Source organism: Streptomyces sp. NPDC051662, assembly GCF_040681655.1.
Taxonomy (GTDB): Bacteria; Actinomycetota; Actinomycetes; order Streptomycetales; family Streptomycetaceae; genus Streptomyces.
The window spans coordinates 24,007-50,681 of record NZ_JBFAZD010000014.1 but is presented as its reverse complement, the minus strand read 5'-3'; the positions used below and the strand labels follow the sequence as shown (position 1 = coordinate 50,681).

25 protein-coding genes and 1 pseudogene are annotated in these 26,675 nt (G+C 68.3%); 6 read left to right on the top strand and 20 right to left on the bottom strand.

Translation table 11 applies throughout. The annotated features are described in order from the left end of the window. Positions 1 to 574 precede the first annotated feature (574 nt). The 13 genes from AB0M67_RS23510 to AB0M67_RS23450 form a co-directional block, all read right to left on the bottom strand. On the bottom strand, positions 575 to 1,624 hold the full coding sequence (locus AB0M67_RS23510) for a glycoside hydrolase family 6 protein (protein WP_365748347.1): 1,050 nt from the start codon (positions 1,622 to 1,624) through the stop codon (positions 575 to 577). Between the two features lie 126 nt (positions 1,625 to 1,750). After that, positions 1,751 to 2,428: a class F sortase gene (locus AB0M67_RS23505; protein ID WP_365748345.1), complete on the bottom strand. Its 678-nt coding sequence runs from the start codon at positions 2,426 to 2,428 to the stop codon at positions 1,751 to 1,753. Between the two features lies 1 nt (position 2,429). After that, a complete protein-coding gene (locus tag AB0M67_RS23500) occupies positions 2,430 to 3,113 on the bottom strand; it encodes a hypothetical protein (protein WP_365748343.1) in 684 nt (227 codons plus the stop codon). Between the two features lie 93 nt (positions 3,114 to 3,206). Further along, positions 3,207 to 3,986 (bottom strand): HAD-IIA family hydrolase, encoded by a 780-nt coding sequence (locus tag AB0M67_RS23495; RefSeq protein WP_365748341.1) that lies wholly within the window; start codon positions 3,984 to 3,986, stop codon positions 3,207 to 3,209. 169 nt (positions 3,987 to 4,155) lie between these two features. After that, the gene (locus AB0M67_RS23490) at positions 4,156 to 5,208 is read right to left on the bottom strand and encodes a 2-aminoethylphosphonate ABC transporter substrate-binding protein (RefSeq protein WP_365748558.1); all 1,053 of its coding nucleotides are present in this window, start codon (positions 5,206 to 5,208) and stop codon (positions 4,156 to 4,158) included. Positions 5,209 to 5,330: 122 nt separating this feature from the next. Beyond that, complete coding sequence (locus tag AB0M67_RS23485) at positions 5,331 to 6,128, bottom strand: ABC transporter permease subunit (RefSeq protein ID WP_365748339.1); 798 nt, start codon at positions 6,126 to 6,128, stop codon at positions 5,331 to 5,333. Next, a complete protein-coding gene (locus AB0M67_RS23480) occupies positions 6,115 to 7,032 on the bottom strand; it encodes a 2-aminoethylphosphonate ABC transporter permease subunit (protein ID WP_365748338.1) in 918 nt (305 codons plus the stop codon). The genes AB0M67_RS23485 and AB0M67_RS23480 overlap by 14 nt, the downstream gene beginning before the upstream one ends. Beyond that, positions 7,025 to 8,182 carry an ABC transporter ATP-binding protein gene (locus tag AB0M67_RS23475; RefSeq protein WP_365748336.1) on the bottom strand — a complete coding sequence of 386 codons (1,158 nt, stop codon included), beginning with the start codon at positions 8,180 to 8,182 and terminating at the stop codon, positions 7,025 to 7,027. The genes AB0M67_RS23480 and AB0M67_RS23475 overlap by 8 nt, the downstream gene beginning before the upstream one ends. Further along, positions 8,182 to 8,919: a phosphonatase-like hydrolase gene (locus AB0M67_RS23470; RefSeq protein WP_365748557.1), complete on the bottom strand. Its 738-nt coding sequence runs from the start codon at positions 8,917 to 8,919 to the stop codon at positions 8,182 to 8,184. The genes AB0M67_RS23475 and AB0M67_RS23470 overlap by 1 nt, the downstream gene beginning before the upstream one ends. A 59-nt stretch (positions 8,920 to 8,978) precedes the next feature. Beyond that, positions 8,979 to 10,100: a TIGR03364 family FAD-dependent oxidoreductase gene (locus AB0M67_RS23465; RefSeq protein ID WP_365748334.1), complete on the bottom strand. Its 1,122-nt coding sequence runs from the start codon at positions 10,098 to 10,100 to the stop codon at positions 8,979 to 8,981. Between the two features lie 198 nt (positions 10,101 to 10,298). Next, complete coding sequence (locus AB0M67_RS23460) at positions 10,299 to 11,066, bottom strand: GntR family transcriptional regulator (RefSeq protein WP_365748332.1); 768 nt, start codon at positions 11,064 to 11,066, stop codon at positions 10,299 to 10,301. 51 nt (positions 11,067 to 11,117) lie between these two features. Beyond that, complete coding sequence (locus tag AB0M67_RS23455) at positions 11,118 to 12,050, bottom strand: hypothetical protein (RefSeq protein ID WP_365748331.1); 933 nt, start codon at positions 12,048 to 12,050, stop codon at positions 11,118 to 11,120. Positions 12,051 to 12,347: 297 nt separating this feature from the next. After that, positions 12,348 to 13,553 carry an ROK family transcriptional regulator gene (locus AB0M67_RS23450; RefSeq protein ID WP_365748329.1) on the bottom strand — a complete coding sequence of 402 codons (1,206 nt, stop codon included), beginning with the start codon at positions 13,551 to 13,553 and terminating at the stop codon, positions 12,348 to 12,350. A gap of 47 nt (positions 13,554 to 13,600) precedes the next feature. On the opposite strand from AB0M67_RS23450, the gene AB0M67_RS23445 reads away from it, so the two are divergent. Continuing rightward, positions 13,601 to 14,692: a Gfo/Idh/MocA family oxidoreductase gene (locus AB0M67_RS23445; RefSeq protein WP_365748328.1), complete on the top strand. Its 1,092-nt coding sequence runs from the start codon at positions 13,601 to 13,603 to the stop codon at positions 14,690 to 14,692. A 101-nt stretch (positions 14,693 to 14,793) separates the two neighbouring features. Next, entirely contained in the window at positions 14,794 to 15,252 is a 459-nt protein-coding gene (locus AB0M67_RS23440; protein ID WP_365748326.1) for a heme-degrading domain-containing protein, read from the top strand. Between the two features lie 107 nt (positions 15,253 to 15,359). Here AB0M67_RS23440 and AB0M67_RS23435 read toward each other — a convergent pair whose 3' ends face one another. From AB0M67_RS23435 to AB0M67_RS23420, 4 genes are all read right to left on the bottom strand, one after another. Beyond that, positions 15,360 to 16,220, bottom strand: a complete 861-nt coding sequence (locus AB0M67_RS23435; RefSeq protein ID WP_365748325.1) for a fumarylacetoacetate hydrolase family protein — start codon at positions 16,218 to 16,220, stop codon at positions 15,360 to 15,362. A gap of 172 nt (positions 16,221 to 16,392) precedes the next feature. Further along, positions 16,393 to 17,151, bottom strand: coding sequence for a YidC/Oxa1 family membrane protein insertase (locus AB0M67_RS23430; RefSeq protein WP_365748323.1), 759 nt, complete (start codon positions 17,149 to 17,151; stop codon positions 16,393 to 16,395). Between the two features lie 129 nt (positions 17,152 to 17,280). Continuing rightward, a complete protein-coding gene (locus tag AB0M67_RS23425; RefSeq protein ID WP_351397732.1) occupies positions 17,281 to 17,598 on the bottom strand; it encodes a DUF6412 domain-containing protein in 318 nt (105 codons plus the stop codon). A 64-nt stretch (positions 17,599 to 17,662) separates the two neighbouring features. Further along, positions 17,663 to 18,175, bottom strand: a complete 513-nt coding sequence (locus AB0M67_RS23420) for a helix-turn-helix domain-containing protein (RefSeq protein WP_365748321.1) — start codon at positions 18,173 to 18,175, stop codon at positions 17,663 to 17,665. Between the two features lie 133 nt (positions 18,176 to 18,308). On the opposite strand from AB0M67_RS23420, the pseudogene AB0M67_RS23415 reads away from it, so the two are divergent. Then, positions 18,309 to 18,509: pseudogene (locus AB0M67_RS23415) on the top strand (MFS transporter); the annotation flags it as partial. Here AB0M67_RS23415 and AB0M67_RS23410 read toward each other — a convergent pair. Both AB0M67_RS23410 and AB0M67_RS23405 read right to left on the bottom strand, forming a co-directional pair. Next, positions 18,451 to 20,106, bottom strand: a complete 1,656-nt coding sequence (locus tag AB0M67_RS23410; protein WP_365748319.1) for a sodium:solute symporter family protein — start codon at positions 20,104 to 20,106, stop codon at positions 18,451 to 18,453. The pseudogene AB0M67_RS23415 and the gene AB0M67_RS23410 sit on opposite strands and share 59 nt — an antisense overlap. After that, on the bottom strand, positions 20,103 to 20,315 hold the full coding sequence (locus tag AB0M67_RS23405; protein ID WP_240627720.1) for a DUF3311 domain-containing protein: 213 nt from the start codon (positions 20,313 to 20,315) through the stop codon (positions 20,103 to 20,105). Before AB0M67_RS23405 ends, AB0M67_RS23410 begins: the two co-directional genes overlap by 4 nt. A 73-nt stretch (positions 20,316 to 20,388) precedes the next feature. On the opposite strand from AB0M67_RS23405, the gene AB0M67_RS23400 reads away from it, so the two are divergent. From AB0M67_RS23400 to AB0M67_RS23390, 3 genes are all read left to right on the top strand, one after another. Next, a complete protein-coding gene (locus tag AB0M67_RS23400; RefSeq protein WP_365748317.1) occupies positions 20,389 to 21,387 on the top strand; it encodes an SEC-C domain-containing protein in 999 nt (332 codons plus the stop codon). Between the two features lie 67 nt (positions 21,388 to 21,454). Next, positions 21,455 to 24,532, top strand: a complete 3,078-nt coding sequence (locus AB0M67_RS23395; protein ID WP_365748315.1) for a DUF3427 domain-containing protein — start codon at positions 21,455 to 21,457, stop codon at positions 24,530 to 24,532. A gap of 223 nt (positions 24,533 to 24,755) precedes the next feature. Then, positions 24,756 to 25,727 (top strand): hypothetical protein, encoded by a 972-nt coding sequence (locus AB0M67_RS23390; protein ID WP_365748313.1) that lies wholly within the window; start codon positions 24,756 to 24,758, stop codon positions 25,725 to 25,727. 15 nt (positions 25,728 to 25,742) lie between these two features. Here the strand turns inward: AB0M67_RS23390 and AB0M67_RS23385 are convergent, their stop codons facing one another. Next, positions 25,743 to 26,552: a DUF6602 domain-containing protein gene (locus tag AB0M67_RS23385; RefSeq protein ID WP_365748311.1), complete on the bottom strand. Its 810-nt coding sequence runs from the start codon at positions 26,550 to 26,552 to the stop codon at positions 25,743 to 25,745. Between the last annotated feature and the right edge of the window lie 123 nt (positions 26,553 to 26,675).

Here is a 26,675-nt window from a genome sequence, read left to right as displayed (position 1 = left end):
CGGGAAGCGGCCGGAACTCATGCCCCGCTGGTGAGGGTGTGTGGGTGGCGGGACGGGTGTGACACATGGGGCGCCGAGTGGGCCGGTCGGGGGCGGTGATGTGTCGTGGGGACGGGTTAACCGACCTCAGGACGCATCACCCGCCCAAGGACTCCCCAAAGCCCCCGCTAAACTGGGACATAGGGGGCAGGTTGCGGGTCCGTCCGCCCCCAGCCAACAGGTGCCACCCGACAACGGACCCTCACAGCGGGGCATGAATCCCAACTACCCACCCACACCTGCCCGCTGAGCCGGGGCCGGGCCGCCCCACTCCACTGCCGCGCAGCCCCGCAGGGCCCACCGGGCCGCAGGCCGGGAACAGAGCGGCACCACGAAACCAGCCCCCCGGGGACCCCTCCCCCGGGCCGCCCCCCACAAAGCTGCACTTGCGGTGGAGGGTTGGGAGTCAAGGGTGACCGCAGGTCATCGGCTTGCCGACGCGACGAAGGAGCGCCCTTGACGCCCGACCCGGAACCGCGAGACTCAAAGGTCAGAGGCGGCCCCCACCGCCATGACCGGCTCCGGGTCACCTCGGCTACCCCCGGCTGTTGCGCGCGAGGTCCAGGGCGTAGTTCGGGTACCAGTCCCCCGCCTTGGGGCCGCCCTTGCAGTCGCCGTCCGACTCTCCCGGGCGCTTGATCCACAGGTATGCCTTGACCAGTGGATCCCCGGTCTTCGTGGTCGGTTGTTCGCCGAGCGCGCGGCCGGGCGGGTTGCACCAGTTCTCGCCCGGATCGCCCTGGGTGTAAGGGCCGTTGCCGTTGCGGCTGGTGTCGATCACGAAGGGCTTGCCACCGACCTTCGCGGAGAGCCGCTTGCCGAAGTCCTTGCTCGCCGCGGTCGGGTAGAAGTTGGACACATTGACCGAGAAGCCGTCCGCGTCGGCGATGCCCGCCCGCTGGAGCGGTTCGAACAGCGCGTCGGGCGTCTGCCAGCCGGCGTTGCCCGCGTCCAGGTAGACCGAGGTCGCCGGCTGCTGCTTGAGCCGCTGGATGGCGCCCTTGAGCAGGTCGTAGCGCTCCTCGTGGAACTGGCCGGGAGTGCAGCCGTCCACCAGGTGCAGGAGGGCGTCGGGTTCCAGGATCACGGTCGCGCGGCGGTCGCCGATGCCCTTCGCGACCTGGTCGACCCATGTGCGGTAGGCGTTGCCGTCCGAGGCGCCGCCCTTGGAGAACTGGCCGCAGTCGCGGTGCGGGATGTTGTAGAGGACGAGCAGCGCGTCGCGGTCGGCCTTCTTCGCCGCCTCCGTGAAGCCCTTGGTCTGTGCCTCGGGGGTGTCGGGCCCGATCCACTCGGCCACCGGCTGTTCGGCGATCCTCCGGATCAGCGCGGCGTTCTCGATGGCGCCCGCGCTGTCGTACGCGGCGACCTGACGGGCCGCCCTGCCCTCGGGGTTGACCCAGTACGGCGCTTCCGCCCTGGGCCGCTGGCCGATCGGCGCCGCCTTCGTACCACCGTCGCCGTCGTCACCGTCGCCGTCGGACGAACAGCCCGCGAGCAGCAGCACCGCCCCCGCCGCCGCCACACCGGCCCGTACGCGTCCGGGCCCGGCGCCGCGGTCGCGACCGGAATAACTGCCGTACATTCACTCCCCCTTGGTGCACCATCACTGTGTCCGGGGTCCGGGGCCGCTCTCCCCCGGCCGCCCCGACCGAGCCGGCCCGGTCGTCGCCAATCCTGGCATACCGGCCCCGCGCCGGGCCGGGGTCCGTCAGCTCTCGCGCGGCTCGCTCACTCCCGTCAGATATGCCGAGACCACCACGTTCGCCGTGTAGGACCCCGTCGCGCGGTCGAAGGTTCCACCGCAGGTGATCAGCCGCAGCTCGGCACGGGAACTTCGGTGCGGCCCATAGGCCTTGTTCGCGTCGAAGCGGTCCGTGCCGAAGACCCGTACGTCGTCGATGGTGAACTCGGCGATCTTCCCGTCCACCCCGGTCACCCGGATCTTCGCGCCGCGCCGGGCCGCGCTCAGCCCGTGGAACACCGCCGGTTTCGTCTCGGTGTCGGCATGGCCGACGAGGAGCGCGGCGCCCTGCGCGCCGGGCCGGACCCCGCCGCCGTACCAGCCGACCGCGCGCGGTGTCGCGTACGGCGGTGGATCGACCGCCCCGGTGTCATCGAGCCCGCGGGCCACGACGGGCGCGTCGATCCCCATCGCCGGTACCTCCACCCGCCGCGGCTCGGCCGGCTCCAGCGGGGTACGGGCCGGTGGCAGCGCCACCCTCAGCGGGCGGCCGACCGCCGCCACATCGCCGGTGGTGAGCGCGGACCATCCGCCGGGCCCTTCGCCGATGTCACGTCCCCAGAGCCAGAGCCCCAGCAGCAGGACGGCCCAGGTCACTCCGGCCAGCAGTCTGCCGATGCCCGGGGCGGCGCTCCGGCCGGACATCTCAGTCCGAGTCCCGCTCGGAGTGGCGCGAGCGCCGTGCGCTCCTGAGGGCCACGGCGACCGCGGCGACGCCCGCCAGGACCAGGCCGATCACCGCGTGCGGCATACCGGGCCCGGTGGCCTCGGCGGCGGACCGTGAGTCCGTATCCACCTCATCCGCGTCTTCCGCGTCGCGCACGTCCCGTGTCCCAGGTACGTCGCCCGCGCCCCCGGCCAGGGGCGCAGCGCCACCGCCGCCCGCGCGGACCGGTGCCACGGGACTGGCGTGGTGACCGGGCTTGTCGTGCCCGGCAGGGGCGACGACATCGAAGCCGCCCGCGCCCGCGTGGCCATGACCGTCGCAGCGCACATCGATCTCGTATCTGCCCTCCTTGACGGAGGATCCGATGACGGCGGATCCGGTCAACGCGCCATCCGCACCGCCCGCGCCACCCGTGCTATCCGCGCCGCCCGCGCCGCCTTTCAGTGCCGCGTCGGCGACGAAGACCCGCGACACGGCGGCACCCGAACCGCTCGCGCAGCCCTCGGCTCTGATCTCGATCTCGCCACCCGGGGCGACCGCGGACGGCGTGACCATGACCCGTACGGAGTCATGGGCCCGCGCGGCGTCGGCGCCGAGGGCGGGCGCGGCCATCAGTACGGCGACCACCCCCGCGGCACGGAGAGCGAGCAACCCTGAACGCATCGTGAACCTCCTGGTACACGACAGACTCACGCGCGCCGCCGGATTTCGCATCCGCAGCGCGCGGTCACTCGCTCATACGCCGCACGGACACACTCAGACGCGGTCGATCAGATCGGCGATCGAGTCGACGATCCGCGACGGACGGAACGGATAGCGGTCCACATCGTTGGGGGTCGTCACGCCGGTCAGCACCAGGAAGGTCTCCATCCCGGCCTCCAGTCCGGCCAGCACATCGGTGTCCATCCGGTCACCGATCATCGCGCTGGTCTCGGAGTGCGCGCCGATGGCGTTGAGCCCGGTCCGCATCATCAGGGGGTTGGGCTTGCCCGCGAAGTACGGGGCCTTGCCCGTGGCCTTGGTGATCAGCGCGGCGACGGCGCCGGTCGCGGGCAGCGGGCCCTCGGTCGAAGGGCCGGTCTCGTCGGGGTTGGTGCAGATGAACCGCGCTCCGCCGTTGATCAGCCGGATCGCCCGGGTCAGCGCCTCGAAGCTGTACGTACGGGTCTCGCCGAGCACCACATAGTCCGGCTCGTGGTCGGTGAGGATATAGCCGATGTCATGCAGAGCCGTGGTCATCCCGGCCTCGCCGATGACATAGGCCGTACCGCCGGGCCGCTGGTCCTCCAGGAACTTGGCGGTGGCGAGCGCCGAGGTCCAGATGTTGTCCACGGGCACATCGAGCCCCATCCGGGCCAGCCGGGCCTGGAGATCGCGCGGGGTGTAGATGGAGTTGTTGGTGAGGACGAGGAACGGCTTGCCCGACTCCCGCAGTCGCTTGATGAACTCGGCGGCGCCGGGGATCGGGACCCCCTCATGGATGAGGACGCCGTCCATGTCGGTGAGCCAGGACTCGATCGGCTTGCGCTCTGCCACTGGACTGTTCTCCGCTCTGCGGTGGCCAATAATGCACGGTCCGACACGCTCAGCCTAACCAGCGCGTGCGGTGGACGGCACGGGGTCCCGTCCACCGCACAAGCGATCAAGGTGGGGCCGGGGTGGCGGCCCGGCCGGGGGAGGTCCGGCAGCTGCCGGTGGAGGTCCGTCAGCTGCCGGTGGCCGACTTCCAGGCGTCTATGTACCCGTCGAGGTTCTTCTCGATGTCCTGCCAGTCCGGCTCGAAGATCTCCACGCCGTCGACCAGCTTCGTGAGCGCGACGGCGTTCGCGTCGGTGGGCTTGATGTCCGTACGGGCCGGGAAGCCGCCGCCGATCTCGCTGACCTGCCGCTGCGCCCGCTCGGCCAGCATGAAGTCGAGGAGCTTCTTGCCGTTCTCGCTGTGCGGGGCCTTGCTGACCAGTCCGGCCGCGTAGGGCAGAGCGAAGGTGGTGGGCTTGCCGCCGTCCTTCGCGGGGAACCAGATGCCCAGGTTCGGCATGGACCTGGCCTGCGCGAAGTTCATCTGGACGTCGCCGTTGGCCACCAGGATCTCGCCCTTGTCGACCTTGGGCGCGAGCTTGGAGGTGGAGGACGACGGGCCGACGTTGTTGGCCTGGAGCTTCTTGAGATAGGCCATCGCCGGCTCCTTTCCGCCGAAGTCGTGCATGGCCTTGATGACCACGGCCGTACCGTCGCCCGCGACGCCGGGCGTGGAGTACTGGAGCTTGTTCTTGTACGCCGGGTCGAGCAGGTCCTCCCAGGTCGTGGGCGCCTGCTTCAGCTCCTTGGTGTTCCGGATGAAGCCGAAGTAGTTGTTGACGACCGTGGTCCAGGTGGAGTCGGCGGACTTGCCGGCCGCGTCGAGGTGCTCGGCGCCGCTCGGTTCGTACGGCTGGAGCAGCCCCTTGGCGTCGGCCTGCTGGATGAACGGCGGGAGCGTGACGAGGACATCGGCCTGGGTGTTGGACTTCTCGCGGACGGCGCGCTGCACGACCTCGCCGGATCCGCCCTCGACGTAGTTGACCTTGATGCCGGTTTCCTTCTCGAAGTCCTTGAAGACCTGGTCGTACCAGCCGTCGCCGTTCTCGCCCTTGAGTCCGTCGGCGCTGTAGACGGTGACGGACTTCTCGTCCGAGGCGGTGGAGGAGCCGCCGCAGCCGGTGAGGGAGAGCGCGAGGACGAGACCGCCCGCGATCAGGGGCAGGGCGGATCCCCGCAGGGCGGACTTCCGCACGGTGGGTGTCCCTGGGGCGGACTTCCGCACGGTGGGTGTCCCTGGGGCGGTCGTCCGCGGGGCGGGGAGCGGCTGGCGAGTGAAGGCGCGCATAACGTGGTCTTCTCCTAGCGAAAAGTGGCTTTGGTACGGATACGGGAGAGGGCGAGCAGCACCAGCAGCGTCGTGCCCATCAGAACGACGGCGACGGCCGAGCCGGTGAAGAGGGAGCCGCGGTCGGTGGCGGTGAAGATCCGTACCGGCAGTGGCATCCAGTCGGGCGGATAGAGCATCATCGTGGCGCTCAACTCGCCCATGGACAGGGCGAAGCAGAGGCCGGCCGCCGCGTTGAGCGATGGCAGCAGGAGCGGTATCCGCACCCGCCACAGCACATACGAGGGGCGGGCGCCGAGCGACGCCGCCGCCTGTTCGTACATCGGGTCGAGCCGCCGGAGGGCCGCCGACACCGACTGGTGGGCGAACGCCGTGACCAGCACGGTGTGCGCCAGGATCACGATCCAGCGCGTGCCGTTCAGCAGCAGCGGCGGTTGGCTGAACGCGACCAGTACGGCGAGCCCCACGACCACCGACGGCACGGCGACGGGCAGCATGAACAGCGCTTCGAGGACGCGACGTCCGCGCCTTCCCAGCGCGGCACCGGCCAGCGCGGCCCAGGTACCGATGGTCAGCGCCAGCAGACTGGCGGTGACGGCCGTGATCAGACTGGTCAGCAGGGCCTGGAGGGATTCCCCGCGTACGGCGGCGCCGTAGTGCCCGGCGGTCGGCCCGGAGGGAAGCGCGCCCGACCAGTTGGTGGAGAACGACGCGGCGACCACGACGAGCAGCGGCAGCGCGAAGAGCGGAAGGAAGAGAACGAGGAAGCCGCCCCAGGCGGCCCACCGTCCCGTACGGCTATGCACCAGCACGGCAAGCCACCATTCGGTAGACGGCGTACAGCCCGACGGAGAGCGCGACATTGACGACGGCGACCACACAGGCGGCCGGATAGTCGGATTCGAGGATCGCCTTGCTGTAGACGAGCGTCGGCAGGGTCGTGACGCCCTTGGCCCCGGTGAAGAGCACGATCCCGAACTCGTTGAGGCAGAGAACGAGGACGAGACTGCCGCCGGCGGCGAGCGCGGACAGCGCCTCGGGCAGGATCACCCGCCGTACGATCCTGGCCGGCCTGGCACCCAGCGAGGACGCCACCTCGATCTGCGCGGTGTCGAGTTGGGAGAAGGCGGCGAGCAGCGGGCGCATCACGAAGGGCGTGAAGTACGTGATCTCCGCGAGGAGCACGCCCCAGGGGGTGGTCAGAAACCGCACCGGCCCCGACGCCGCGCCGGTGACGTCCGTCCAGGCGCCGTTGACCATGCCGACCGTGCCGTAGATGAACAGCAGCGCGAGCGTGATCAGGAAGGACGGGAAGGAGAGGAAGACATCGATGAAGCGGGCGACCGCCCGGCTGCCGGGGAACGGTACGAAGGCGATGACGAGGGCGAGTGCGAAGCCGAGGACCAGACATCCGGCGGTCGAACCGACCGCCAGCCAGACCGTGGTGGTGAGCGCCTCGCGGAAGGCCTCGGAGGCGAAGACCTCGGTGTACGGCTCGATCGAGGTGCCGCCCGTGTCGGGTGAGAAGGACTGCTTGACGACCAGGGCGAGCGGATAGAGGAAGAAGAGAGCGAGGGCGGCGACAGGAGGCAGGGCCCACAGAAGCCTTCGGTCGCGCCGGGCCCCACGGGTCTCCCGCGTTTCGGGGTCCTTCCCCGTCCCGGGTGGCCGTACGGACTGCCGCTCCGCCACCTCACCGGACACGGCACTAGACATCGGGGCCACCGATCCCCGCGCCCGCGGGCAGCAGCACCGCGTCCTCGGGCGCGAAGTGCACGGTCACCTCGTCGCCGAGGGCCGGGGCCTCGCGCAGCTCCCGAACGTCCGCCTTGAGCCGGTGCCCGGCCACCTCCACGTACAACCGGTGGGTGGAGCCGCGCCACTGCACCTCGGCGACCGTGCCGCGCAGGGTGTTGGGCCCGGCGCCGAGACCGACGAGATGCGGGCGCACGCAGAGGGTCGCCGTGGCCCCCCGCGCCACATCGCCGGTCGCGACCTCGATCTCCGTACCCGCGAAGGCGACCCCGGCCGTACCGACCGTGACGGGCAGCAGATTCGCGTTGCCGACGAACGACGCCGTGAACTCGGATCGGGGACTGCGGTACAGCTCGCGCGGGGTGCCGCAGTCCGTCAGCCGCGCCCGGTCCATGACGGCGATCCGGTCCGCCAGGGTGAGCGCCTCGACCTGGTCATGGGTGACGTACAGGATGGACACATCGGGCAACTCGCGGTGCAGCCGGGCCAGTTCGGTGAGCATTCCGGAACGCAGCCGTGCGTCGAGCGCGGAGAGCGGCTCGTCGAGGAGCAGCACCCGGGGGCGGATGGCGAGCGCGCGGGCGATGGCGACGCGCTGCTGCTGACCGCCGGAGAGTTCGCGCGGGTAGCGCCGGGCGTACGCGGCCATGCCCGTCAGCCCCAGCGCCTCGGCGACCCGGCCGGGGATCTCGCTCCTGGGGACCTTCGGGTCCCGCTGCGCCTTGAGTCCGAAGGCGACGTTCTCCTCGACCCGCAGATGCGGGAAGAGCGCGTACTGCTGGACGACCATCCCGATGCCGCGCCGGTACGGCGGGAGGTCGGTGACGTCCCGGCCGCCGATGAGCACCCGCCCGGCGGCCGGCCTGACGAATCCGGCGACGGCGCGCAGCGCGGTCGTCTTGCCGGAGCCCGAGGGGCCGAGGAGCGCCATGAACTCCCCCGGCCCGACGGTCAGATCGAGGGAGTCGAGGACGGTGGTCCGGCCGTACGCGACCGACACACCGTCGAAGCGGATGCCACTGCGCGAGGGCGGGGGCGAGTGCGGCGAGGGCGAGAACGTGAGCGAGGGGCCGGTTTCAGGCGTGGTGTTCCTGACCGCGGGGCCGGTCATCACTCCGCCTCCGCCGCGGCGAGAGCGGCAGGCAGAGCGGCGACCGACGCGAGGACATGCGTCGCGCCGTTCGCCTCCAGCGCGTCCCGGTCATGGGCGCCGGTGAGCACGCCCGCGACGACGCGCGCGCCGGACCGAACCCCGCTGAGCATGTCGTACGACGTGTCGCCGACGACCGCGATCTCCCGGACCCCGTCGGCCGCGCCGGTGCGCAGGAAGGCCGCCAGCACCATGTCCGGGTACGGACGCCCGCGCCCGCCCGCGTCGGCCGGGCAGAGGGTGAGTTCCACCAGCTCCCGCCAGCCCAGCGCGGCGAGGATCGCGTCCTGGGTGACGCGGGCGAAGCCCGTGGTCAGCACTACCGTCCGGCCTTGGGCGCGCAGCTCCTCGATGGCTTCGCGCGCACCGGGTACGGGCGCGATGTGCCCGGCGGCGACCAGCTCTCCGTAGGCCGCCTCGAAGGCCGTGTTCGCCTGCTGGGCCTTCGCCTCGTCCCCGAAGAGATGCCGGAAGACGGAGATCTTGGACTCGCCCATGGTGGCGCGCACATGAGCGAGCATCGACTCCGGCTCGGCGCCCATGCGACGCACCGCGACCGAGAACGCGCGCTCGACGAGTCCGCCGTCGGCGACCGTGGTGCCCGCCATGTCCAGCACGACCAGCTTGATCGTCGGTTTCCCCGGCACGTTCGGCTCGTTCACCTTGCTTACGTCAGCCACCTGGCTCACGTCAGTCATCTGGCTCACGTCAGCCACTCTGCTCACCTCAGTCACCTTGCTCGCTTCCTTCACCCTGCTCACCAGCCCAGTTCGTTCGCGGTCGTCTCGGCGATGGCGGGCGAGCAGGTCATCCCGCGCCCGCCCGGCCCCGTCACCAGCCACACCCCGTCCCGCACCCGCTCCCGGTGCACGACCCGGGTGGTGTCGACGCACTGCGCGTACACCCCGGCCCAGCGGCGCCTGATCCGCGGCAGCGGTCGGCCGAGGAAGGACTCGACGACGGCGGAGAGATGCGCGTACGGGTCGTCCAGCAGGTCGAAGGCGAAGGGGTGCGCGTACTCATGGGTGTCGCCGATGGTCAGCCCACCGTCCCGGCGCTGCACCATGAGCAGTTGCATCCGGTGCTCGGCGGCGACGGGGTCCTGTGCCTGGCCCGTGTTGAGCGCGTCGAGCGCCGCGCTCGCGTAGGCCGGGTAGTAGCGGAAGCTGTCGGCGTCCGCGACGGAGGTGGTGAGATCCTCACCGAGGGGATCGGTCTGCATCATCTGGAGCCGCACGCGGCGCACGGGCAGATCGGGCACCAGCTCACGGACGAGCCCGCTCAGCGCGGCGCCCGTGCAGAGGATGACGGCGTCGCCGGAGTGCGTCTCGCCGTGGTCGTCGCGGACGGCGTGCTCACCGATGACCTCGCGGACCTCGCGCCCGCCGAGGTAGGTGTACCGCCCGGAGGCCAGCAGCTCCCGCTTGAGGGCGAGTTGGGCCGTACGCGGCTCGACGGCCGCGTCCCGCTCGCACCACAGAGCGGCCGTGAAGTCGCCCAGCAGCGCCGGGTTGACCACCCGCGCCTCGGCGGCGGTGAGCAGTCGATAGCCGCGGGCGGCGGCGTCGGGGCGGGAGGCCGCCGCCTCGGCGACGGCGAGCTCCAGCTCGGTACGTACGGGGGTCAGCGAACCGTTGGCCCGGAAGCCGAGGTCGGGGACGCGACGGCCGATGTCCTCCCACAGCTCGCGGGCCCGCAGCGCCGTCTCCAGCTCCTCGCCGCCCGCGCGGCCACTCACCCAAATCTGCCCGAAATTACGGAGAGAGGCCCCTCGCGCCTCGGTCTCGCGCTCGATCTGTACGACCTCGTGGCCGCGGTTCACTGCGTGCCAGGCGTGCATGGTTCCCACCACGCCGGCTCCTACGACGATGACTCTCACGACGGCAACGCTCCTCGCGGGTAGTGGCCCGGAGCCGTCCGGTCGGCAACCGGACGGTGAACGGGCCCTCAAGTTTGGACCAGACCCGTTATCTTTCCGTAATCGAGCGAGATAGTCACGACCGCCGTGGCGGCTGGTCGCCAATCGTGAGTTCTCGTGTTCCCTCGGACACGGCACGAGCCGACAGTCGCGGAACCGTCAGCCGCGAACCCCGCCCAGGTGGGTGGTGAAGCTGAATCGGTCTCCGCGGTAGAGGGTGCGCACGCGCTCCAGCGGGTTGCCCGTCGTATCGCGCGAGACACGGTGGATCAGCAGCATGGGCAGGGCCGGCGGGGTACCGATCAGCAGCGCCTCGCGCGGGGTGGCGAGCACCGTCTCGATCCGTTCGTCCGCGTCCCCGAAGGAGATGCCGAGCTCATCATGGAGATAGGCGTAGAAGGACGAGTCGGGGTCGAACTCCGTGGCCAGGGAAGGCACGCGGGCGACGGAGACATAGGTGCTCTCCAGCCCCACCCGCTCGTCGTCGGCAAGCAGCACCCGCTCCATGTGCCAGATCTGCTCACCGAGCGCCACCCCCGTCGCGGCGGCCAGCGAGGGCGGGCAGGCGAAGCGGTCGAGGGAGATGAGGTTACGGCCCGGCCGGCGGCCCTGCCTGCGTACGCCCTCGGTATAGCTGGCGAGCGAGAGCGGCTGCTCCAGTTTGGGGCCCGCGACGACCGTTCCCCGACCCTGTCTGCGCAGCCGGCCCTCCAGCAGGAGCTCGCGGAGGGCCTGGCGCACGGTCTCGCGGGAGACCTCGTACCGTACGGCGAGATCGCGTTCGGTGGGGAGCAGCCCCCCTTCGCCCAACTCCTCGATCAGGACGGCGACCCGCGCCTTGACCGCGTAGTACTTGGGGATGCGGCCGTGCTCCGGAATGCCGGAGCGGACGGGGGCGCCTGGTGCCTGGTCGTTCGGGTAGTCCACCTGGGGATATTCGCATGGGGCGCCCGGGCCCGGGCGCCCGGGCCCGGCCGGTCAGGGGCGCCCGGCCCGCAGCCGCCGTACGCCGGCGACCAGCATGACTCCGGCCGTGAGCAGGGCCATGGCGGCGGCGACACGGCCGACGAGGTCGTTGCCGGCTCCGGCACGGGCGAGTTCGGGCCGCTCGTCCGCCCGCTGCTCCTTGTGGCGCTCCTCCCTGCGGCCCTTCTCCCTGTAGCCCTCCTCCCTGTAGCCCTTCTCGTTGTCGCTGTTCGCCCTGTCACCGTTCACCTTGTCGCCGTTCAGCCCGCCCGAGCCGACGGCGAAGTCGTACGTGTTGGACTCCCCCACCCAGTCACCGTCACGTCCGCGGCGCTGCACGGTCGCGGCGCTCATCACGACCCTGTTCGGGCGTGTGTCCGCGGCGAAGGCCAGCCGCGCGCTGACGGTCACGGTCCGGCCCTCCGGGACGACGAAACCCGGGAAGCCGTCGTTGAGGACACCGACGATCTCGTCCTCGTCGGTCTTCTCCAGCGACAGCGTGCGCCACCGCCCACCGTCGCCGGACGTCGCCGGCCTGATCTGGAGCGTGACCTGGGAGACGGCCAGCGTCCGGTCCCGGTCGGCGAGGACGACCACGGGATGGATGTACCGGCAGTCCGCGTCCGTGGTGTTGGTCAGATCGAGAAACCAGGCCCCGGGGCCGCCGCCGGGCCGGAAACCGGTGGGCCCACCATGGATACGGGCCTCGATCGGGAAGTCACGATCGAAGACATCGCCGCAGCGGGGCTCGCGCGTCGCCTCACGGGCGCCGGCGGAGGCCGCCGTCCGGACAGCCGTCGCCTGCTCGGCCCGCGCCTCCTGGGTGAGCGCGGGCAGCGTGGGCACTACGGTCGGCGCGAGGGCGGTGGCCGCGGTGACCCCGAGGGCGAGGGCGCGCCGGAACCTCGCGAGGGGCTTGCGGAGAGGGGACAGCCCGGGGCGCATGGACAGCCCGGGGCGTATGAACGGCTCGGGTTGTAGGGGTCGTATGGACAGCCGGGGTCGTATGGACGGCTTGGGTCGTATCAACGGCTTGGGTCGTATGAAGGGCATGGGTCGCACGGCCTTTGCTGATCGCGTGGCGGTCGGGGCACAGTTGCCCGGCCGGCCGGTCGGCCGCCACTGGACGAACGAGCTGGACGAACGAGTCCCGGCCCCGCATCCCTGACGCTGTCATGTGCCGGAGGCCCGGCCCGAACGCTGTACCCCCAAATGGATGATCAATCGAACAAATGAACTCGATCAGCCCAGTTCCGCACTTCGGCGGTGCCTGAACACCGGCGCCAGGACCAACTGCGCGGCGCCCTCCGCGACCGGATGCGCGCCCCCTTGCGCCGCCGCCACGGAGATGCCCGCGCCCCGGGCGCGTTCGGTGACGGCGGCGGCCACTCCCCGTACGAAACGCTCCTCGTGCGCGGCGATCGTCCGGCCGCCGAGCAGTACGCGGTCGATGTCGAGCAGTCCCACGAGGTTCGCCGCCCCGGCGCCGAGCACCCGCGCGGCCTCCGCCAGATCGCCGCGGTCGACCGCCGCCAAGCAGAGCGCCTCGATACAGCCGCGGTTTCCGCACTCGCACAGGGGCCCGTCGAGCTGGATGACCTGGTGGCCGAACTCGCCCGCGCCGGTGCGTGCGCCGCGGTGAAGCGTGCCGCCGAGGACGAGCCCGGCGCCCAGGCCCGTACCGAGATGGAGGTACACGAACGAGTCGCCGGGCCCGCGCGGCGCGAGTCCGAGAGCGGCGGCGTTGGTGTCCTTGTCGAGGACGACGGGGAGTTGGAGGCGCGCGGCGAGGGCGTCGCGCAGCGGGAAACCGTCCCACTGCGGAAAGCCGGTGACGCGCCGGGGTACGCCGGTGGCGTGATCGAGCGGCCCGGGCATCGCGACACCGACACCGAGCAGTTCCCCGGCACGGCCTCCGACCCGCCCGGTCCCGTCCCACTCGCCTCCGACCCGCTCGGTCCCGGCGCGGCCGGCCTCCGCCCGTACCGCGTCCACCTGGACCGCCGCCGTCTCGATCACCTGTTCCGCCCCCGCCCCGAGGTCGAACGGAACCCTGCGTACCGCCACCGGCGTGCCGGCCAGGTCGACCAGGACCGCCGTCAGTTCGTCGCGGTCCAGATGCAGGCCCACGGCGTAACCGGCCGAGGGGACGAGCCGCAGTACGGTCCTGGGCTTGCCGCCCGTGGAGGCGCGGCGCCCGGCCTCCGCCGCCATGCCCTCCGTACGCAGCCTGGCCGTGATCTTGCTGACCGCCTGCGGGGTGAGGCCGGTGCGCTCGGCCAGTTCCAGCCGGCTGATCCCGCCCTCACCCGCCGTACGCAGCAGGTCGAGCACCAGCGCCGCGTTATGGCCGCGCAGCGTCGGCAGATTGGCGCCCGCGCTCTCTCTGCCATTTCCTGTGCCGTTTCCTCTGCCGTTCCCCGTGTTCACATCCGTCACATCCGTCATTGTCTCTCCTGCTTGCACTTTGGAAACACCGTTGCTTAAGTGGACGCATGACTGGTACCGGCACCCCAACGCGCGTCGGACTCGTGGGCTACGGCCTCGCGGGCTCCGTCTTCCACGCCCCGCTGATCGCCGCCACCGACGGGCTCGTACTCGACACGGTCGTCACCTCCAGCCAGGAGCGCCGGGCACAGGCGCGCGCCGAGTTCCCCGGCGTACGGTTCGCGGCCTCGCCGGACGAACTGTGGCAGCGGGCGGACAGCCTCGACCTCATCGTCATCGCCTCCCCCAACAAGACCCATGTCCCGATCGCGACAGCCGCGCTCAAGGCCGGTCTGCCGGTCGTCGTGGACAAGCCGGTCGCCGGCAGCGCGGCCGAGGCGCGAGAGCTGGCCGCGCTCGCCGAGGAGCGCGGGCTGCTGCTCTCCGTCTTCCAGAACCGCCGCTGGGACAACGACTTCCTCACGCTCACCCGTCTTGTCGCGGCGGGCGAGCTGGGCGACGTACAGCGCTTCGAGTCCCGCTTCGAGCGGTGGCGCCCGCAGCTCAAGGGCGGCTGGCGCGAGTCGGGCGCGGCGGAGGAGATCGGAGGTCTGCTGTACGACCTCGGGAGCCATGTCGTCGACCAGGCGCTGGTGCTGTTCGGCCCGGCGGTACGGGTGTACGCGGAGGCGGACGCACGCCGCCCCGGCGCCGAGGCCGACGACGACACCTTCATCGCGATCACCCACGCGAACGGCGTGCGCTCCCATCTCTACGCCAGCGCCACCACCGCCCAACTGGGCCCGCGCTTCCGGGTGCTCGGCTCGACGGCCGGCTATGTGAAGTACGGGCTCGACCCTCAGGAGGCGGATCTGCGCGAGGGCAGGCGGCCGGGCAGGGGGACCGGCTGGGGTGTGGAGCCCGAGTCGCTCTGGGGCCGGATCGGGGCCGGGGAGTCGCCACTGACGGGCGGGGGCCACCCCGTGGAGACCGAACCGGGCGACTATCCGGCGTACTACGCGGGGATCGCCACCGCGCTGCGCGAGGGCACCGCGCCACCGGTGACGGCGCACGAGGCGGCGGCGGCGCTCGACGTACTGGAGGCGGCGCGGCGCTCGGCCCGCGAGGGCACCGCGGTCACGCTGGAGGTCCGCTCATGAGCGCCCCGCTTCCCCACGCCCCCGCACCCGAAACCCCTGCGCCCAACGCCTCCGTTCCAGAAGCCCCCGCACCCGAAGCCCCTGTCCCCACGGCCCCCACGGTGGCCGAACTCGAAGCGCAGGAAGCCCGGCTGATCCTGCGCCACTTCACCTACGACGACGCGTGGGCGCTGGGCTGTCTGCTGGTCGAGCTGGCGCGCGAGCGGAGCGCGCCGGTGGCGATCGACATCCGCCGGGGCGCGCAGCAGCTGTTCCACTGCGCCCTGCCGGGCTCGACGGCGGACAACGACGCGTGGATCGACCGCAAGCGCCGGGTGGTGGAGCGATACGGCGCCGGCTCGTTCCTCGTGGGCGCCCGCTTCCGCGCCAAGGGCACCACCTTCGAGGAATCCTCGCGTCTGGACCCGGACCTGTACGCGGCGCACGGCGGCTCGTTCCCGATCGCGGTGGAGGGCGCGGGCGTCATCGGTACGGTGACGGTCTCGGGCCTGCCGCAGGCGGAGGACCACGCCATGGTGGTGCGGGCGCTGGAGCGACTGCGCGACCGCGACCGCGGCTGAGGAGTTGGAGCGGGCAGGCGGGTACGGAACGGGCGGCCGTTCCGTACCCCGGCCGCCTCGCTTCCGTACCCTCCTGCCTCGTTTCCGTACCCCGGCCGCCTCCCGCGTCAGGCGTCCTTGAGCTCCTGGCGCTGCCGCCCCAGTCCCTCGATCTCCAGCTCCACCACATCACCCGCGCGCAGATACGGCTTGGGCTCCGGCTTGCCCAGCGCCACGCCGGCGGGCGTCCCGGTGTTGATGACATCACCCGGGTAGAGCGTCATGAACTGGCTGACGTACCGCACGACTTCACCCACCCCGAAGATCTGCTCGGCGGTCGTGCCGTCCTGCTTCAGCTCGCCGTTGACGCGGAGCCTGAGCGCCAGGGCCTGCGGGTCCGGCACCTCGTCCGCGGTCACCAGCCAGGGGCCGAGCGGGTTGAACGTCTCGCAGTTCTTGCCCTTGTCCCAGGTGCCGCCACGCTCGATCTGGAACTCGCGCTCGGAGACATCGTGCGAGACGGCGTACCCGGCGACATGCGCCAGCCCCTCCGCCGCGGAGTCCAGATAGCGGGCGGTACGGCCGATGACGACCGCGAGTTCGACCTCCCAGTCCGTCTTGACGCTGCCCCGGGGCACGAGGACGGTGTCGTCGGGGCCGACCACGGTGTCCGGGGCCTTGAAGAAGATGATCGGCTCGGCCGGAATCTCCGCTCCGGTCTCCGCCGCGTGGTCGTGGTAGTTCAGCCCGATGCACACGATCTTGCCGATCCGGGCGAGCGGCGGTCCGACGCGCTGACCGGGTCCGTCGAGTACGGGCAGTTCGCCCGCCGCGGCGGCTGCCCGGATCCGGTCCAGCGCGGTGTCATCGGCGAGCAGCGCGCCGTCGATGTCCGTGACCAGCCCGGACAGGTCCCTGAGGGTCGTCCCGTCCTGGTCAAGCAGCGCGGGGCGCTCGGCCCCCGCCGTACCGACACGCAGCAGCTTCATGTCTGTCTCCTCTGGTCGAACCTGACCCGGCCGATGGATGCGGCCACCGGAGGGGATTGGCCGATCCTCCAAGACATCCGATCACTCTGCAAGACCCAGTTCAACCGCTGGACCGCCCTCACCTCTTGGACCGCCCTCACCTCTTGGGCGTCAGGAGGTGACCTCTTGGGCGTCAGGAGGTGGCGGTGGCCAGCGCGCCGCCCGCCGGATACATGTCCCGGTAGAGGAAGTAGCGTTCGGCCGCCGTCCATGTCGTACTCGTCACCACGTACAGCGCGGCGGCCAGCGGCACCACGGCGACGGTGAAGAGCGTCGCGAAGGACAGCAGGGGCATCATCTTCGTCATCGCGCCCATGCCCGGCATCTGCTGTCCGTCGGGCCCCGCCGGCATCGCGGGAGCGTGCGCCATCTGGATCTTCGTCCGGCGGAAGTTGAAGGTGGCGACGCCGGCGACGATCGCGAAGAGGCCCAGATACACCAGCCCCGCGCCGCCCAGCAGGCCGCCGTGCGCGAGCGCGTCCGTCCAGCGGTCGCCGAGGGGCGCGGCGAAGAGGGAGTGGCCGAGCAGTTCGTTCCGCTCGCCGCCGATCGTGGTGTTGGAGAAGAGGTGGTACATGAGGAAGAACGCGGGCATCTGGAGCAGGCTCGGCAGACAGCCCGAGAGCGGTGAGACCTTCTCCTTGGCGTGCAGTTCCATGAGCGCCTTCTGCATGCGCTCGGGGTTCTTGCCGTGTTTCTTGCGCAGTTCGGCGATCTGCGGGGCGAGTTTGGTACGTGCCTTCTGACCGCGGGCCGCCGCGCGGGAGAGGGGATGGATCGCCAGCCGTACGCAGGCGGTGAAGAGGATGATCGCCGCGGCGGCGGCGCCCGCGCTGAAGAGCGGCTGGAGCAGATTGGCGAGTTGTCCGACCAGATTGGCGAAAACGGACATGGTGAGCCCTCCGTGGGTCTCGTCGTGCCGGATGAGATGCAGCTCGGCATGACGACCCGCGCGGGGGTGTGGAGAGGGTGGTTGTCGTGCGTGTCCCTGTCCTGCGTGTCCCTGTTCTGCGTACCCCTGCTACGCGGCCGTCGGAAGAAGACGGCCCGGTGCTCGGGGCCGGGTGCGGCCCGAGGCGTCGGGGTCCCGTTGGGGCAGGAAGGCCGTACGTTGCTCACGGTCGCGGATGGCCGTACGTACCCGGTGTCGCGGGTGAGCGGGTACGGAGCGCGCGCTGATCAGGGCGCAGACGACGAGGGCGGAGCCCGCGGCGGCCGTGGCGGTGGCGGCGAGCGCGACGGCGGCGGAGAGGCCACCGGCGTCGAGGAGCAGGACTTCGGCGACGAGGAAGAGCAGCAGCCCGGCGGGGCGCAGCAGCCGCAGCGCGCTGCGGACCATGGCCTGCCCCTCTCGTTCTGGTCGTTCTCGTTACTCGTTCTCGCGACAAACGTCTCTTCAGCCGTTATACACGATCGGTCTCCAGTGGCTGAAGGAGCCGACGGGGCCGGAGCAGGGCCCGGCGTACCGGATCCCGCGGGTCCGGATCGAGCCCCGGGCCCGGCAGCATCTCGACGTCCGCCGGTGGTACGGGGACGCAGCAGGCCGGGCATTCGCCGTACGAGCACAGTTCCGTACCGCAGGCGGCGTGCGTGAAGACCCGCAGCGGCTTCGCACCGCCCGCCCGCCCGGCGCCGTCGACCCGCCCGGCGCCGTCCCTCTGTCCGGCGGCGCCGTCGACCTGCCCGATGCCCCAGACGCTGAGTCGCCGCTTCTCCAGCACACCGGCCCGCTCCAGCGCCTGGAGGCGGGAGGCGAGGACGGCGCGGGGCAGACCGAGGTGGACGAGGAAATCGTGGTACCGGCGCACCCCGTAGAAGGCGTCGCGCACGACGAGGAGCGTCCAGCGCTCGCCGACGATCTCCAGCGCACGGGCGATCGAGCACTGCTGTGTCGCGTAGCCCTTGCCCAGAGCCATGGGCAGCCCGACGACCAGCCCGGCGACCACTACGTACCGACGCGGGAAGCGGGCGCGCGCCACGGGACACCGACGCGCGCACCCCCGCCGCACCCCCGCCGCGGCCTCGACCCGACCCTCCACCCGACCGCCACGCGCGGCGATGGGTTCGGGCGCCAACAACACGGCCCGTTACATCGGTTCGTCGGCGGGTGTCGCGCTGATCATCGCGGTGGCCGCCTCTGTCGCCGACCCGGCGCACGGCGCTGACCTGGCGATCCTGGTGTCGGCGGGGTTCACGGCGCTGGGCGCGGCGGCGGTGCCGGCGCCGCGGGAGCGCCGTCCGAAGGCGTAACCGCGGAGGCACGGTCCGAGGCCGAAGACATGGCACCGAGCGAATCACCCGAATCGGATGAACCGGACGGGCCCGGCACACCCGATACACCCGGCACACCCGATGAATCGCGTGAATCAAGCGAATCGCGCGCGAGCACGTCCACATCCGGCCGAGGGTCGACGTCGGCCCTCGTCGCGAAGGTCACCACCAGCGCGACGACAAGATTGACGGCGAGCGCGACGATCCCCGCGTTCACCCCCCACACCGGATCGTGACCGGTGAAGACCAGCGCGCACACCGTCCCCACCCCCACCGCGAGCCCGCTCAACCCGCCCGCCAGAGTCAGCCGACGCCACACCAGCCCCAGCAGCACCATGGGGAGCAGCTGCGCCATTCCCTCGTAGGAGATGAGGGAGAGCCGTACGAGCGTGTTGGGCGCGGCGTACGTCAGCACCAGCGCGCCCGCTCCCGCCGCCACGACGACCACCTGCGCGGCGCCCTTCTGCCTGGCCCGCCAGCGCGGTACGAGCGAGAGCACGCTGCGCCCCCACATCGTCCCGATCACCAGCATGAACACGGCCATCGGCACGATGGAGGAAAGGGCCGCGGCCACGCCGATGATCCCGACCGCCCAGGCGGGCAGCGAGTCGACCACGAGCCGGAAGAGCGCGAGGTTGGAGTCGGCGCCGGTCAGCCCGGGGACGACGAAGAGCGCGGCCATGCCGAGCAGCATCGGGATGAAGAGGAGCACGTTGTAGGCGGGCAGCCAGATCGCGTTGCGGCGCAGCGCGTCGGCGCTGCGGGCGCCCAGATAGCCCGCGACGGTGGTGGGGAAGATGACGACGGTGAGTGCGTTGAGCAGGGAGGTGGTGATGAACCAGGCGGTGCCCAGCCCGCTGCCGCCCGCTCCGCGACCGCCGTGTCCTGGCAGGGTCAGCCACTCCCCCTTCTGCGCCACCAGCCGGTCGAGGAGCGGCCCGTAGCCGTCGAAGTAGTGCAGCGGCACATAGACGGCGAGGAACCCCAGGGTGCCGATCACCAGTACGTCCTTGAGCACCGAGACCCAGGCACTCCCCCGCAGTCCGCTCACCACCACAAATCCGGTGGTGACCGCGAAGGCAATGAAATAGCCCCAGTTGAGGCTTATCGCCCCGTACGAGATGGTCGAGACGACGACGCCCATGCCGGTGATCTGAAGCTGGATGTACGGCAACAGGAAGACGGTCGCGAGCACCGCCGTCAGGGCGCCGACCCAGGGCCGTCCGAAGCGGTGGGCGAGTATGTCCGTGATACCCACAAGATCATGGCGGCGCGCATAGCCCCACAACATGGGGCCGACCACATAGCCGATGGCGTAACCGCAGGACATATAGGCGACCACATAAAGGACCGGGGCACCGTAGTTGTAGCCCCAGCCCGCGGCGCCCAGATAGCTGAAACTCGTATAGCTCTCGCCGGCCATCAGCACCCAGATGAAGACGGCGCCGAGACTGCGTCCCCCGACGGACCACTCGGCGATCCCGCCGCCCGTACGCCGGCGGACGGCGAGCAGCCCGAGGCCGACCGTCCCGACCATGAAGACGGCGAAGATCGTGGTGGCGACAGCGGCGTTCACTCCGCTCCCTCCCGGCGGCGCAGCCGCTGATCCCCGCGCCAGGCCAGCGCCACGGCGACGGGCGTCAGCACGGTCGCGCCGAGCAGCCACAAGGACAGGAACGGCAGCCCGAGGATCACGGGCTCCACCCGGTTCACCCAGGGCAGCGCCACCAGGAACAGCACGAAGGGAACCAGCAGCCAGAGCAGATGAGGACGGTGTCGAAGCACGTCAGGACCTTAGACGAGGCACGACCGGCCACCGCCCTCCGCTCCCGACCCGCACGGCAGTACGGTGTCCGTCATGCGCCCCGACATGCCTGCCGACCACACCACGGAAGCCGAGCGCCTGCTGCGCACCGCTGCCCAGTACCCCGAGGATCACGAGCCCCTGCTCCTCCGTGCCGCGGCCCATCTGGAACTGGCCGGCGACCGTGATCGCGCGACCGGCCTCTACGACACCCTCCTCGCGACCTCCCCCGACCACCCCCATCTGGTGAAGGCGCTCCAGGCAGCCAACCTCTGGGAGTACGGCCACGAGGCGGAGGCCCGCGCGATCATCGACGGCCTGCGCGCCGCGGCCCCGCTGGACCCGGGCCCCTGGGAGATCGTCGCCGAGACCCTGGAGTCCCACGACGAACTCGAAGCGGCCCACGACACCTTCACCTCGGCGCTCAACACACTGCTCACCCCCGGCGAAGAGGTCCCCTACCCGGTCCACAACCTGCTGATCGGCCGCCACCGCGTCCGCCGCCTGCTGGCCCTGGACCACGACGACTGGGACGGCCTGGCGGACCGCGTCAACCCCGCCTCGGTCACCCTCGACGAACTCCACGACCCCAAACGCCTCTGGTCCCTGGGTTCCGACAACCCCGCCGAACTCCAGGCCGAGATCACCCGCCTCCGCGCCGAACTCGGCTCGTACCGCACGGCCCTGTCCCGCCCCTTCCCGGTGGCGATGCTCCACTGGCCGGCCCCGGAACTGGCCGAACTCCTCGCCGCGTACCCGACCCTGACCACCGAGTACCCCTCGCACGAGACCCACCTGTCCCACCTCGAATCCTCCCTCCGCGACCTCGCCGCCACCGGCACCCCCAACCTGGGCATCGTCACGGCGACGGTCCCGTCGTACGAGGCGTTCGCGGCCTCGGAACAGTCCTCCCCGTCCAACACGGACCTGCTCCCCCAATACGCCACCACCCTCGCAGCCCGAGGCCGAGCCACCCCTTGGCCCCCAGCCCGCAACGCCCCCTGCTGGTGCGGCTCAACAAAGGCCTACAGGGACTGCCACGGCGCAAACTAGCGCAAGATATAGGTAGTTGCTGCAAAAATCACCAGCGGCCATGCGGTTTCGATGAGGGGATCCTTGGATGACGGACGCTGTGGACAGCAGATCTCCGGAAGTCGGACTCTACGAACAGCTGATTACGTTGCGGCTCGAAGACCGTCTCAAGCAGCTGGATGGCGTGGGTAGGCGAACGATCGATGCCGAAGGCGGCATCGAATCAACGCCAAGCACCTTGGCTCGTCATGTTTCGGAGTTCGTCCGGCTGTTCCTTCATAATCTTCCTGCTGCCGAACGCGCCCATGCCGCGAACCACATCCTCGAATCCGTCGGCACGTCCGCTGGCGCCCAAGAGTGGATCGACCTGGTCGCCGACGAACAAAGCGAGCTCATCTCGATTCCAGAACAACAAGCTGTCGCCGGCTACGCCATCAGGTCAGAGCTTCGCGCCGAGTTGGCCACTGCAGATCGATTCGACGTCATAAGCAACTTCGTAAAGCAGCAGGAACTAAGCGTCCTTGAGTATGCACTCCGCGCTGCAAACGAGCGCGGAGTTCCCATTCGGTTCATCACCACGACACACCTGGGCGCCACTGAGCGGCATGCGCTGGATCGCCTGGTCGACGAGTTTGGCGCCGAGGTGAAGGTGAACTACCAGCCAAGCTCTGCCCATCTGCACACGAAAGTATGGCTCTTTAGGCGGAACTCCACATACAACACGGCGTACGTCGAAAGCTCGAAGCTCTCCGCGACAGAGACGCATGCTGGCCCCGAGCGGAACGTGCGATTCTCTTTCATCACAACGCCCGGCGCCATGCAGGAGCTTGAAGCCACCTTCGATTCCTACTGGACCGAGGCAGCTTTTGAGTTGTACGCCCCTGATGTTCATGGGGAGCAACTTGAGACGGCTCTGCTAGAGGCCCGTATGGAATCCGACGGTACGACCAGCCGGACCATCACCGTCTCGGGGCCGGAAGTAACTCCTTATCCACATCAACAGGACATGCTGGAGCGTCTTGAAGTAGAGCGGGATGTCCATGACCGGCATCGCAATCTCTTGGTTGCCGCCACCGGTACGGGCAAGACGGTCATGGCCGCGCTCGACTACAAGACTCTACGCCGGAGGCTCGGTCAGGATCTACGCATTCTCTTCATCGCCCACCGCAAAGAGATCCTGGAACAGTCACTTCAGACCTACCGAGGAGTCCTGAAAGACGAAAACTTTGGCGAGCTACTTGTCGGCGGTGAGATCCCATCCACCTGGAAGCATGTCTTCGCAAGCGTTCAATCACTCAATGCTCGCGCATTGGAGAATCTTACCCCTGAACATTTCGATGTCGTCGTCATCGACGAATTCCATCACGGAACAGCACCGACCTATCGAAAGATAGTAGACCATTTCATTCCGAAAGAACTACTCGGCCTTACAGCAACACCGGAGCGCATGGATGGATTGAATATCCAGGATGAGTTCTTCGACGGTCGAATCGCCGCAGAGATGCGCCTGTGGGAAGCCTTGGAGAATGCTCTCCTCTCCCCTTTCCGCTACTTCGGTATCGCCGATAGCACCGATCTGTCGGCGATCCAGTGGAAACGTGGATCATACGAACCCACCGCTCTCAGTGATGTCTTCACCGGGAATGATAAACGCGCCCAACTAGTCGTCAGCGCCATTGAAGACAAGGTCTCCGACCCTCAGAGTATGCGCGCGCTGGGCTTCTGTGTATCCGTAGCCCATGCTCAGTTCATGGCGAAGTTCTTCCAGCAGGCAGGACTCAACGCCGTCGCACTATCTGGTGAGGTACCCGGCGAGCAGCGCAAGGCAGCACTCGATGCACTTCGGTCCGGAGAGCTGCAAGTCATCTTCTCTGTAGACCTCTTCAACGAGGGCCTGGACATTCCCCAAGTTGACACCTTGCTCCTACTTCGCCCCACATCGAGCGCCACTGTTTTCTTGCAGCAACTCGGACGTGGTCTGCGGCGCTCCACGGGGAAGGACTTCCTCACCGTGCTTGACTTTATTGGTCAGCATCGCAAGGAGTTCCGCTTCGAAGAGCAGTTCCGATCTCTCACCAACCTCACCCGAAATCGTCTCATCTCCGCGATAGAGCACGATTTCCCCCAGCTTCCTTCGGATTGCCGGATCATCCTTGAGTCAAAGGCCAAGGAGTTGATCATCGACAACATCCGCCAGCAAATCAGCGTGAACGTCAATCAACTTGCTGTCGAGGTGCATCGAATCGGCGAGCCTCGCCTTTCGACATATTTGGCAGAGAGTGGACGAGAGATCAAGGAACTCTACCGCGGGTCCAACCACTCATGGACGGCCTTGCTACGCCGCAGCAAGCTTCTCACTACCCCAGCACCTGACGGCGAGGGGGCTCTGCTGAAGCGAGCTTCTGCCTTCCTCCACGTTGACGACACAACTCGCGCTGCGGTCTATACGCGCCTCCTAGAAGACGACGCCCCTTCCTACGACGAGCTATCCGACGGCGACCGCGCTTACGCGCGCATGCTCTTCTTCACACTCTGGCCGTTGGGTGGATTCGATACCTACCAAGCTGGCCTCGCATCCCTACACCACCAGCACACAGCACGCAGCGAGTTGCGCGAAATCCTCGCACACGTCCTTAACCATCTAGACCACGTCACACCGCCCATGCCTGGCGCGCATAGCGACCTGCCATTGCGCTTGCATGCTTCGTACAGTCGCGAGGAAATCCTCACCGCGCTCGGTCAATCCACCATTGGCGGCCTTCTGCCAGGAAATTTCCGAGAAGGCGTTCGCTGGTGTGAGCAACCGAAGGTCGATGCTTTGCTGATCACTCGCGAGAAGGACGACAAGGACTTCTCTCCCCAAACGCGCTACAAGGACTACGCGATGAGCGACACCCTTTTTCATTGGGAGTCGCAGAACCAGACGTCCGAGTCCTCATCTACGGGAATCCGCTACAGGTCTCACCAAGACATGGGCACACACGTGATGCTCTTCCTCCGCCGCTACAAGAAGACGGACATCGGCGGTCCCCAGCCGTGGATGCTGCTCGGTCCTGCGGACTACGTTTCCCACGAGGGCAACAAGCCGATGGGCATCACCTGGAAGCTACACTTCCCGCTCCCCGCTGACGTCTTGACCTACTCCGCCCTCGGCGTAGGTCAGTAGACGTGCCGACTCACATCTCACCGGAGCAAGCGAAGATACGTAACACCTCTGCAGGGTTCTCGGATTGCTCAACAAGCTTGCGATCAAGGTGAGCATCTAGACTGACAGTATGACAAGTGGCCCCGCGATCCTCCCTGGCGATGTCCGTACCCGAGCCCAGATCCGACCCATCTTCGGCGGAAGTCCGTATGGCGGCATTTGCCCGTCTAAGGAAATGCGGAACGTGGTCCTCTACTCGGATCCGGAGGTTGCGGAGCAGTTGGGCTACCACGACGGCTGGCTCGCTGAGGAAGATGCTCTCGGGCCCATCTTCGAGTACACCGGCGCCGGAGGATCGGGAGATCAATCGTTCGCCGGCACAGGAGGCTCGGGAAACACAGCGATACTTCAGCACGCATTGAAGGGGCGAGCACTTCGCCTATTCGTACGTGAGGGCACAAAACCGGGAACCGCCACGAGAACACACCGGTATATTGGCGAGTTCGCCGTGGACGAGGAGCAACCGTTTGTGCCACGCCAGGGCATAGGAGCTGACGGTGCGCCCCGCACTACCATCGTCTTCCGTCTGCGCCCAACGGGGACCTTTGAAAGGTCTGCGCGAGATGCGATAGCTCCGGCCCCACACACCACGGCCCAGTTTGTCCCCCGAGCAGTTACCATCGACATGCTTCAAGCGGCGGCGGTTACGACTGGTGGATTCATAGCCACCGACTTGAGGAGCACAACTAATATTGCTGCACTCGGTGCTGCTGCGAGTGGGAAGCTTATGCCGGTTCAAGCGGTGAAGGTAGCAGAGTTCGCGCGAGCGACCTCTGCAGCAACAACTGTCCGCCGCAGGAAGGCGCTACTAATTGAATCCTATGTAAACCATCTTGAGTCACAGGGACACTCTGTCGGGTCTTTCCAGATCAGAATCGAGGGCAGAACTACGACCTTGCGAACCGATCTTTTTGACGCAACAGACCATGTCTTGTATGAGGCTCAGGGATCAAGCGACCGCGACGCGGTCAGAATCGCACTCGGCCGGCTTCTCGACTATCGCAGGTATGTGAGGCATGACAGGCGGCAATACGAACCGAAGTCTGTCATCCTTCTACCCGGGCGTCCCGATGTCGACTTGGAGGCCCTTCTGGCCAACCACAAAACTTCGCTAATATACCAAGCGAAGACCGGTGAATTTATCTCAATGACGTAACCTGACCCAACGCCCCTACGGAGCAGGCCACTCCCTCGATATAGTTCCAAGCCGCGCCGAGCCCGCGTAAGGAACTAGATTGAGCGGATGCATCCACGCCTCAGAGAAGTGAATATTTAGATGGAGCGCCAACGGCAGCAGAATGTCATCATCCTCCCACGAGTCAATCTGCACCAGAGAAGCCCCGGGTGAGGGGGTGCGCTCTAGGAGCCCACTAGCTTTACCCTGCCACTGCAGATTCCCTTTACCAAGGACCCAAACACTATCGGGCCACTCATGAACTTGATGAGTGCTGCACCACTCCATGAGGTGATTCCCGAGAGTTTCAAGGTTCCCACTATTGAACGCAACAACAATACCCGACGTCGGGAAATGATCATACATATTCCCATAGGCTACAGTCGTGCGCTCAATGGTATTCGGGATCCTCCGATAGGCGGTCTTTTCCATTTTGCGCACTTTGCTGATCTTGTCGCAAGCATTGAACAGCTCCGCACGAGTTAGATTTGTCTTCACTTCCACTATCCCATATGTACATTCATTGGGAATGACTTGATAACCCTCCAAAGAGGTAAGTGGTAGCGTTTCCTTATCCACGATCGCTACGTCACACTGCGACGAAACACTTCCGGAAGAGGTAATGATCTCCACATTGTGCACTGCTCGAACATGGGCAGGCAGATATGACGAAAGGAAGTTGCGAACCAAAACCTCTCGCGAAGTCCCTGCTTCTCCATTGTGATTGAAAACCCTTGATTGCTCGAAGTCCGCCCGCATCCTCTTGGCGACTGAGCTTAGAATTATTCCCAACTTCTCCTGCGGCATGCATTAATCATAGGGGAAGAGGGTCTTAGAGTCTCCACACGCAATGACACCACCGATCAGCGACGGGAGCGCAACGGCGTGCGTCTTCCGGGGTACGGCTTGGGGGCGGTTTGTTCTGGGGGT

Coding starts and splice junctions, on each gene's coding strand:
- AB0M67_RS23510 (WP_365748347.1), bottom strand. CDS start 1,624: ATGTACGGCAGTTATTCCGGTCGCGACCGCGGCGCCGGGCCCGGACGC.
- AB0M67_RS23505 (WP_365748345.1), bottom strand. CDS start 2,428: ATGTCCGGCCGGAGCGCCGCCCCGGGCATCGGCAGACTGCTGGCCGGA.
- AB0M67_RS23500 (WP_365748343.1), bottom strand. CDS start 3,113: ATGCGTTCAGGGTTGCTCGCTCTCCGTGCCGCGGGGGTGGTCGCCGTA.
- AB0M67_RS23480 (WP_365748338.1), bottom strand. CDS start 7,032: ATGTCTAGTGCCGTGTCCGGTGAGGTGGCGGAGCGGCAGTCCGTACGG.
- AB0M67_RS23475 (WP_365748336.1), bottom strand. CDS start 8,182: ATGACCGGCCCCGCGGTCAGGAACACCACGCCTGAAACCGGCCCCTCG.
- AB0M67_RS23470 (WP_365748557.1), bottom strand. CDS start 8,919: ATGACTGACGTGAGCCAGGTGGCTGACGTAAGCAAGGTGAACGAGCCG.
- AB0M67_RS23455 (WP_365748331.1), bottom strand. CDS start 12,050: ATGCGCCCCGGGCTGTCCCCTCTCCGCAAGCCCCTCGCGAGGTTCCGG.
- AB0M67_RS23450 (WP_365748329.1), bottom strand. CDS start 13,553: ATGACGGATGTGACGGATGTGAACACGGGGAACGGCAGAGGAAACGGC.
- AB0M67_RS23445 (WP_365748328.1), top strand. CDS start 13,601: ATGACTGGTACCGGCACCCCAACGCGCGTCGGACTCGTGGGCTACGGC.
- AB0M67_RS23435 (WP_365748325.1), bottom strand. CDS start 16,220: ATGAAGCTGCTGCGTGTCGGTACGGCGGGGGCCGAGCGCCCCGCGCTG.
- AB0M67_RS23430 (WP_365748323.1), bottom strand. CDS start 17,151: ATGTCCGTTTTCGCCAATCTGGTCGGACAACTCGCCAATCTGCTCCAG.
- AB0M67_RS23425 (WP_351397732.1), bottom strand. CDS start 17,598: ATGGTCCGCAGCGCGCTGCGGCTGCTGCGCCCCGCCGGGCTGCTGCTC.
- AB0M67_RS23420 (WP_365748321.1), bottom strand. CDS start 18,175: ATGGCTCTGGGCAAGGGCTACGCGACACAGCAGTGCTCGATCGCCCGT.
- AB0M67_RS23400 (WP_365748317.1), top strand. CDS start 20,389: ATGCGCCCCGACATGCCTGCCGACCACACCACGGAAGCCGAGCGCCTG.
- AB0M67_RS23395 (WP_365748315.1), top strand. CDS start 21,455: ATGACGGACGCTGTGGACAGCAGATCTCCGGAAGTCGGACTCTACGAA.
- AB0M67_RS23385 (WP_365748311.1), bottom strand. CDS start 26,552: ATGCCGCAGGAGAAGTTGGGAATAATTCTAAGCTCAGTCGCCAAGAGG.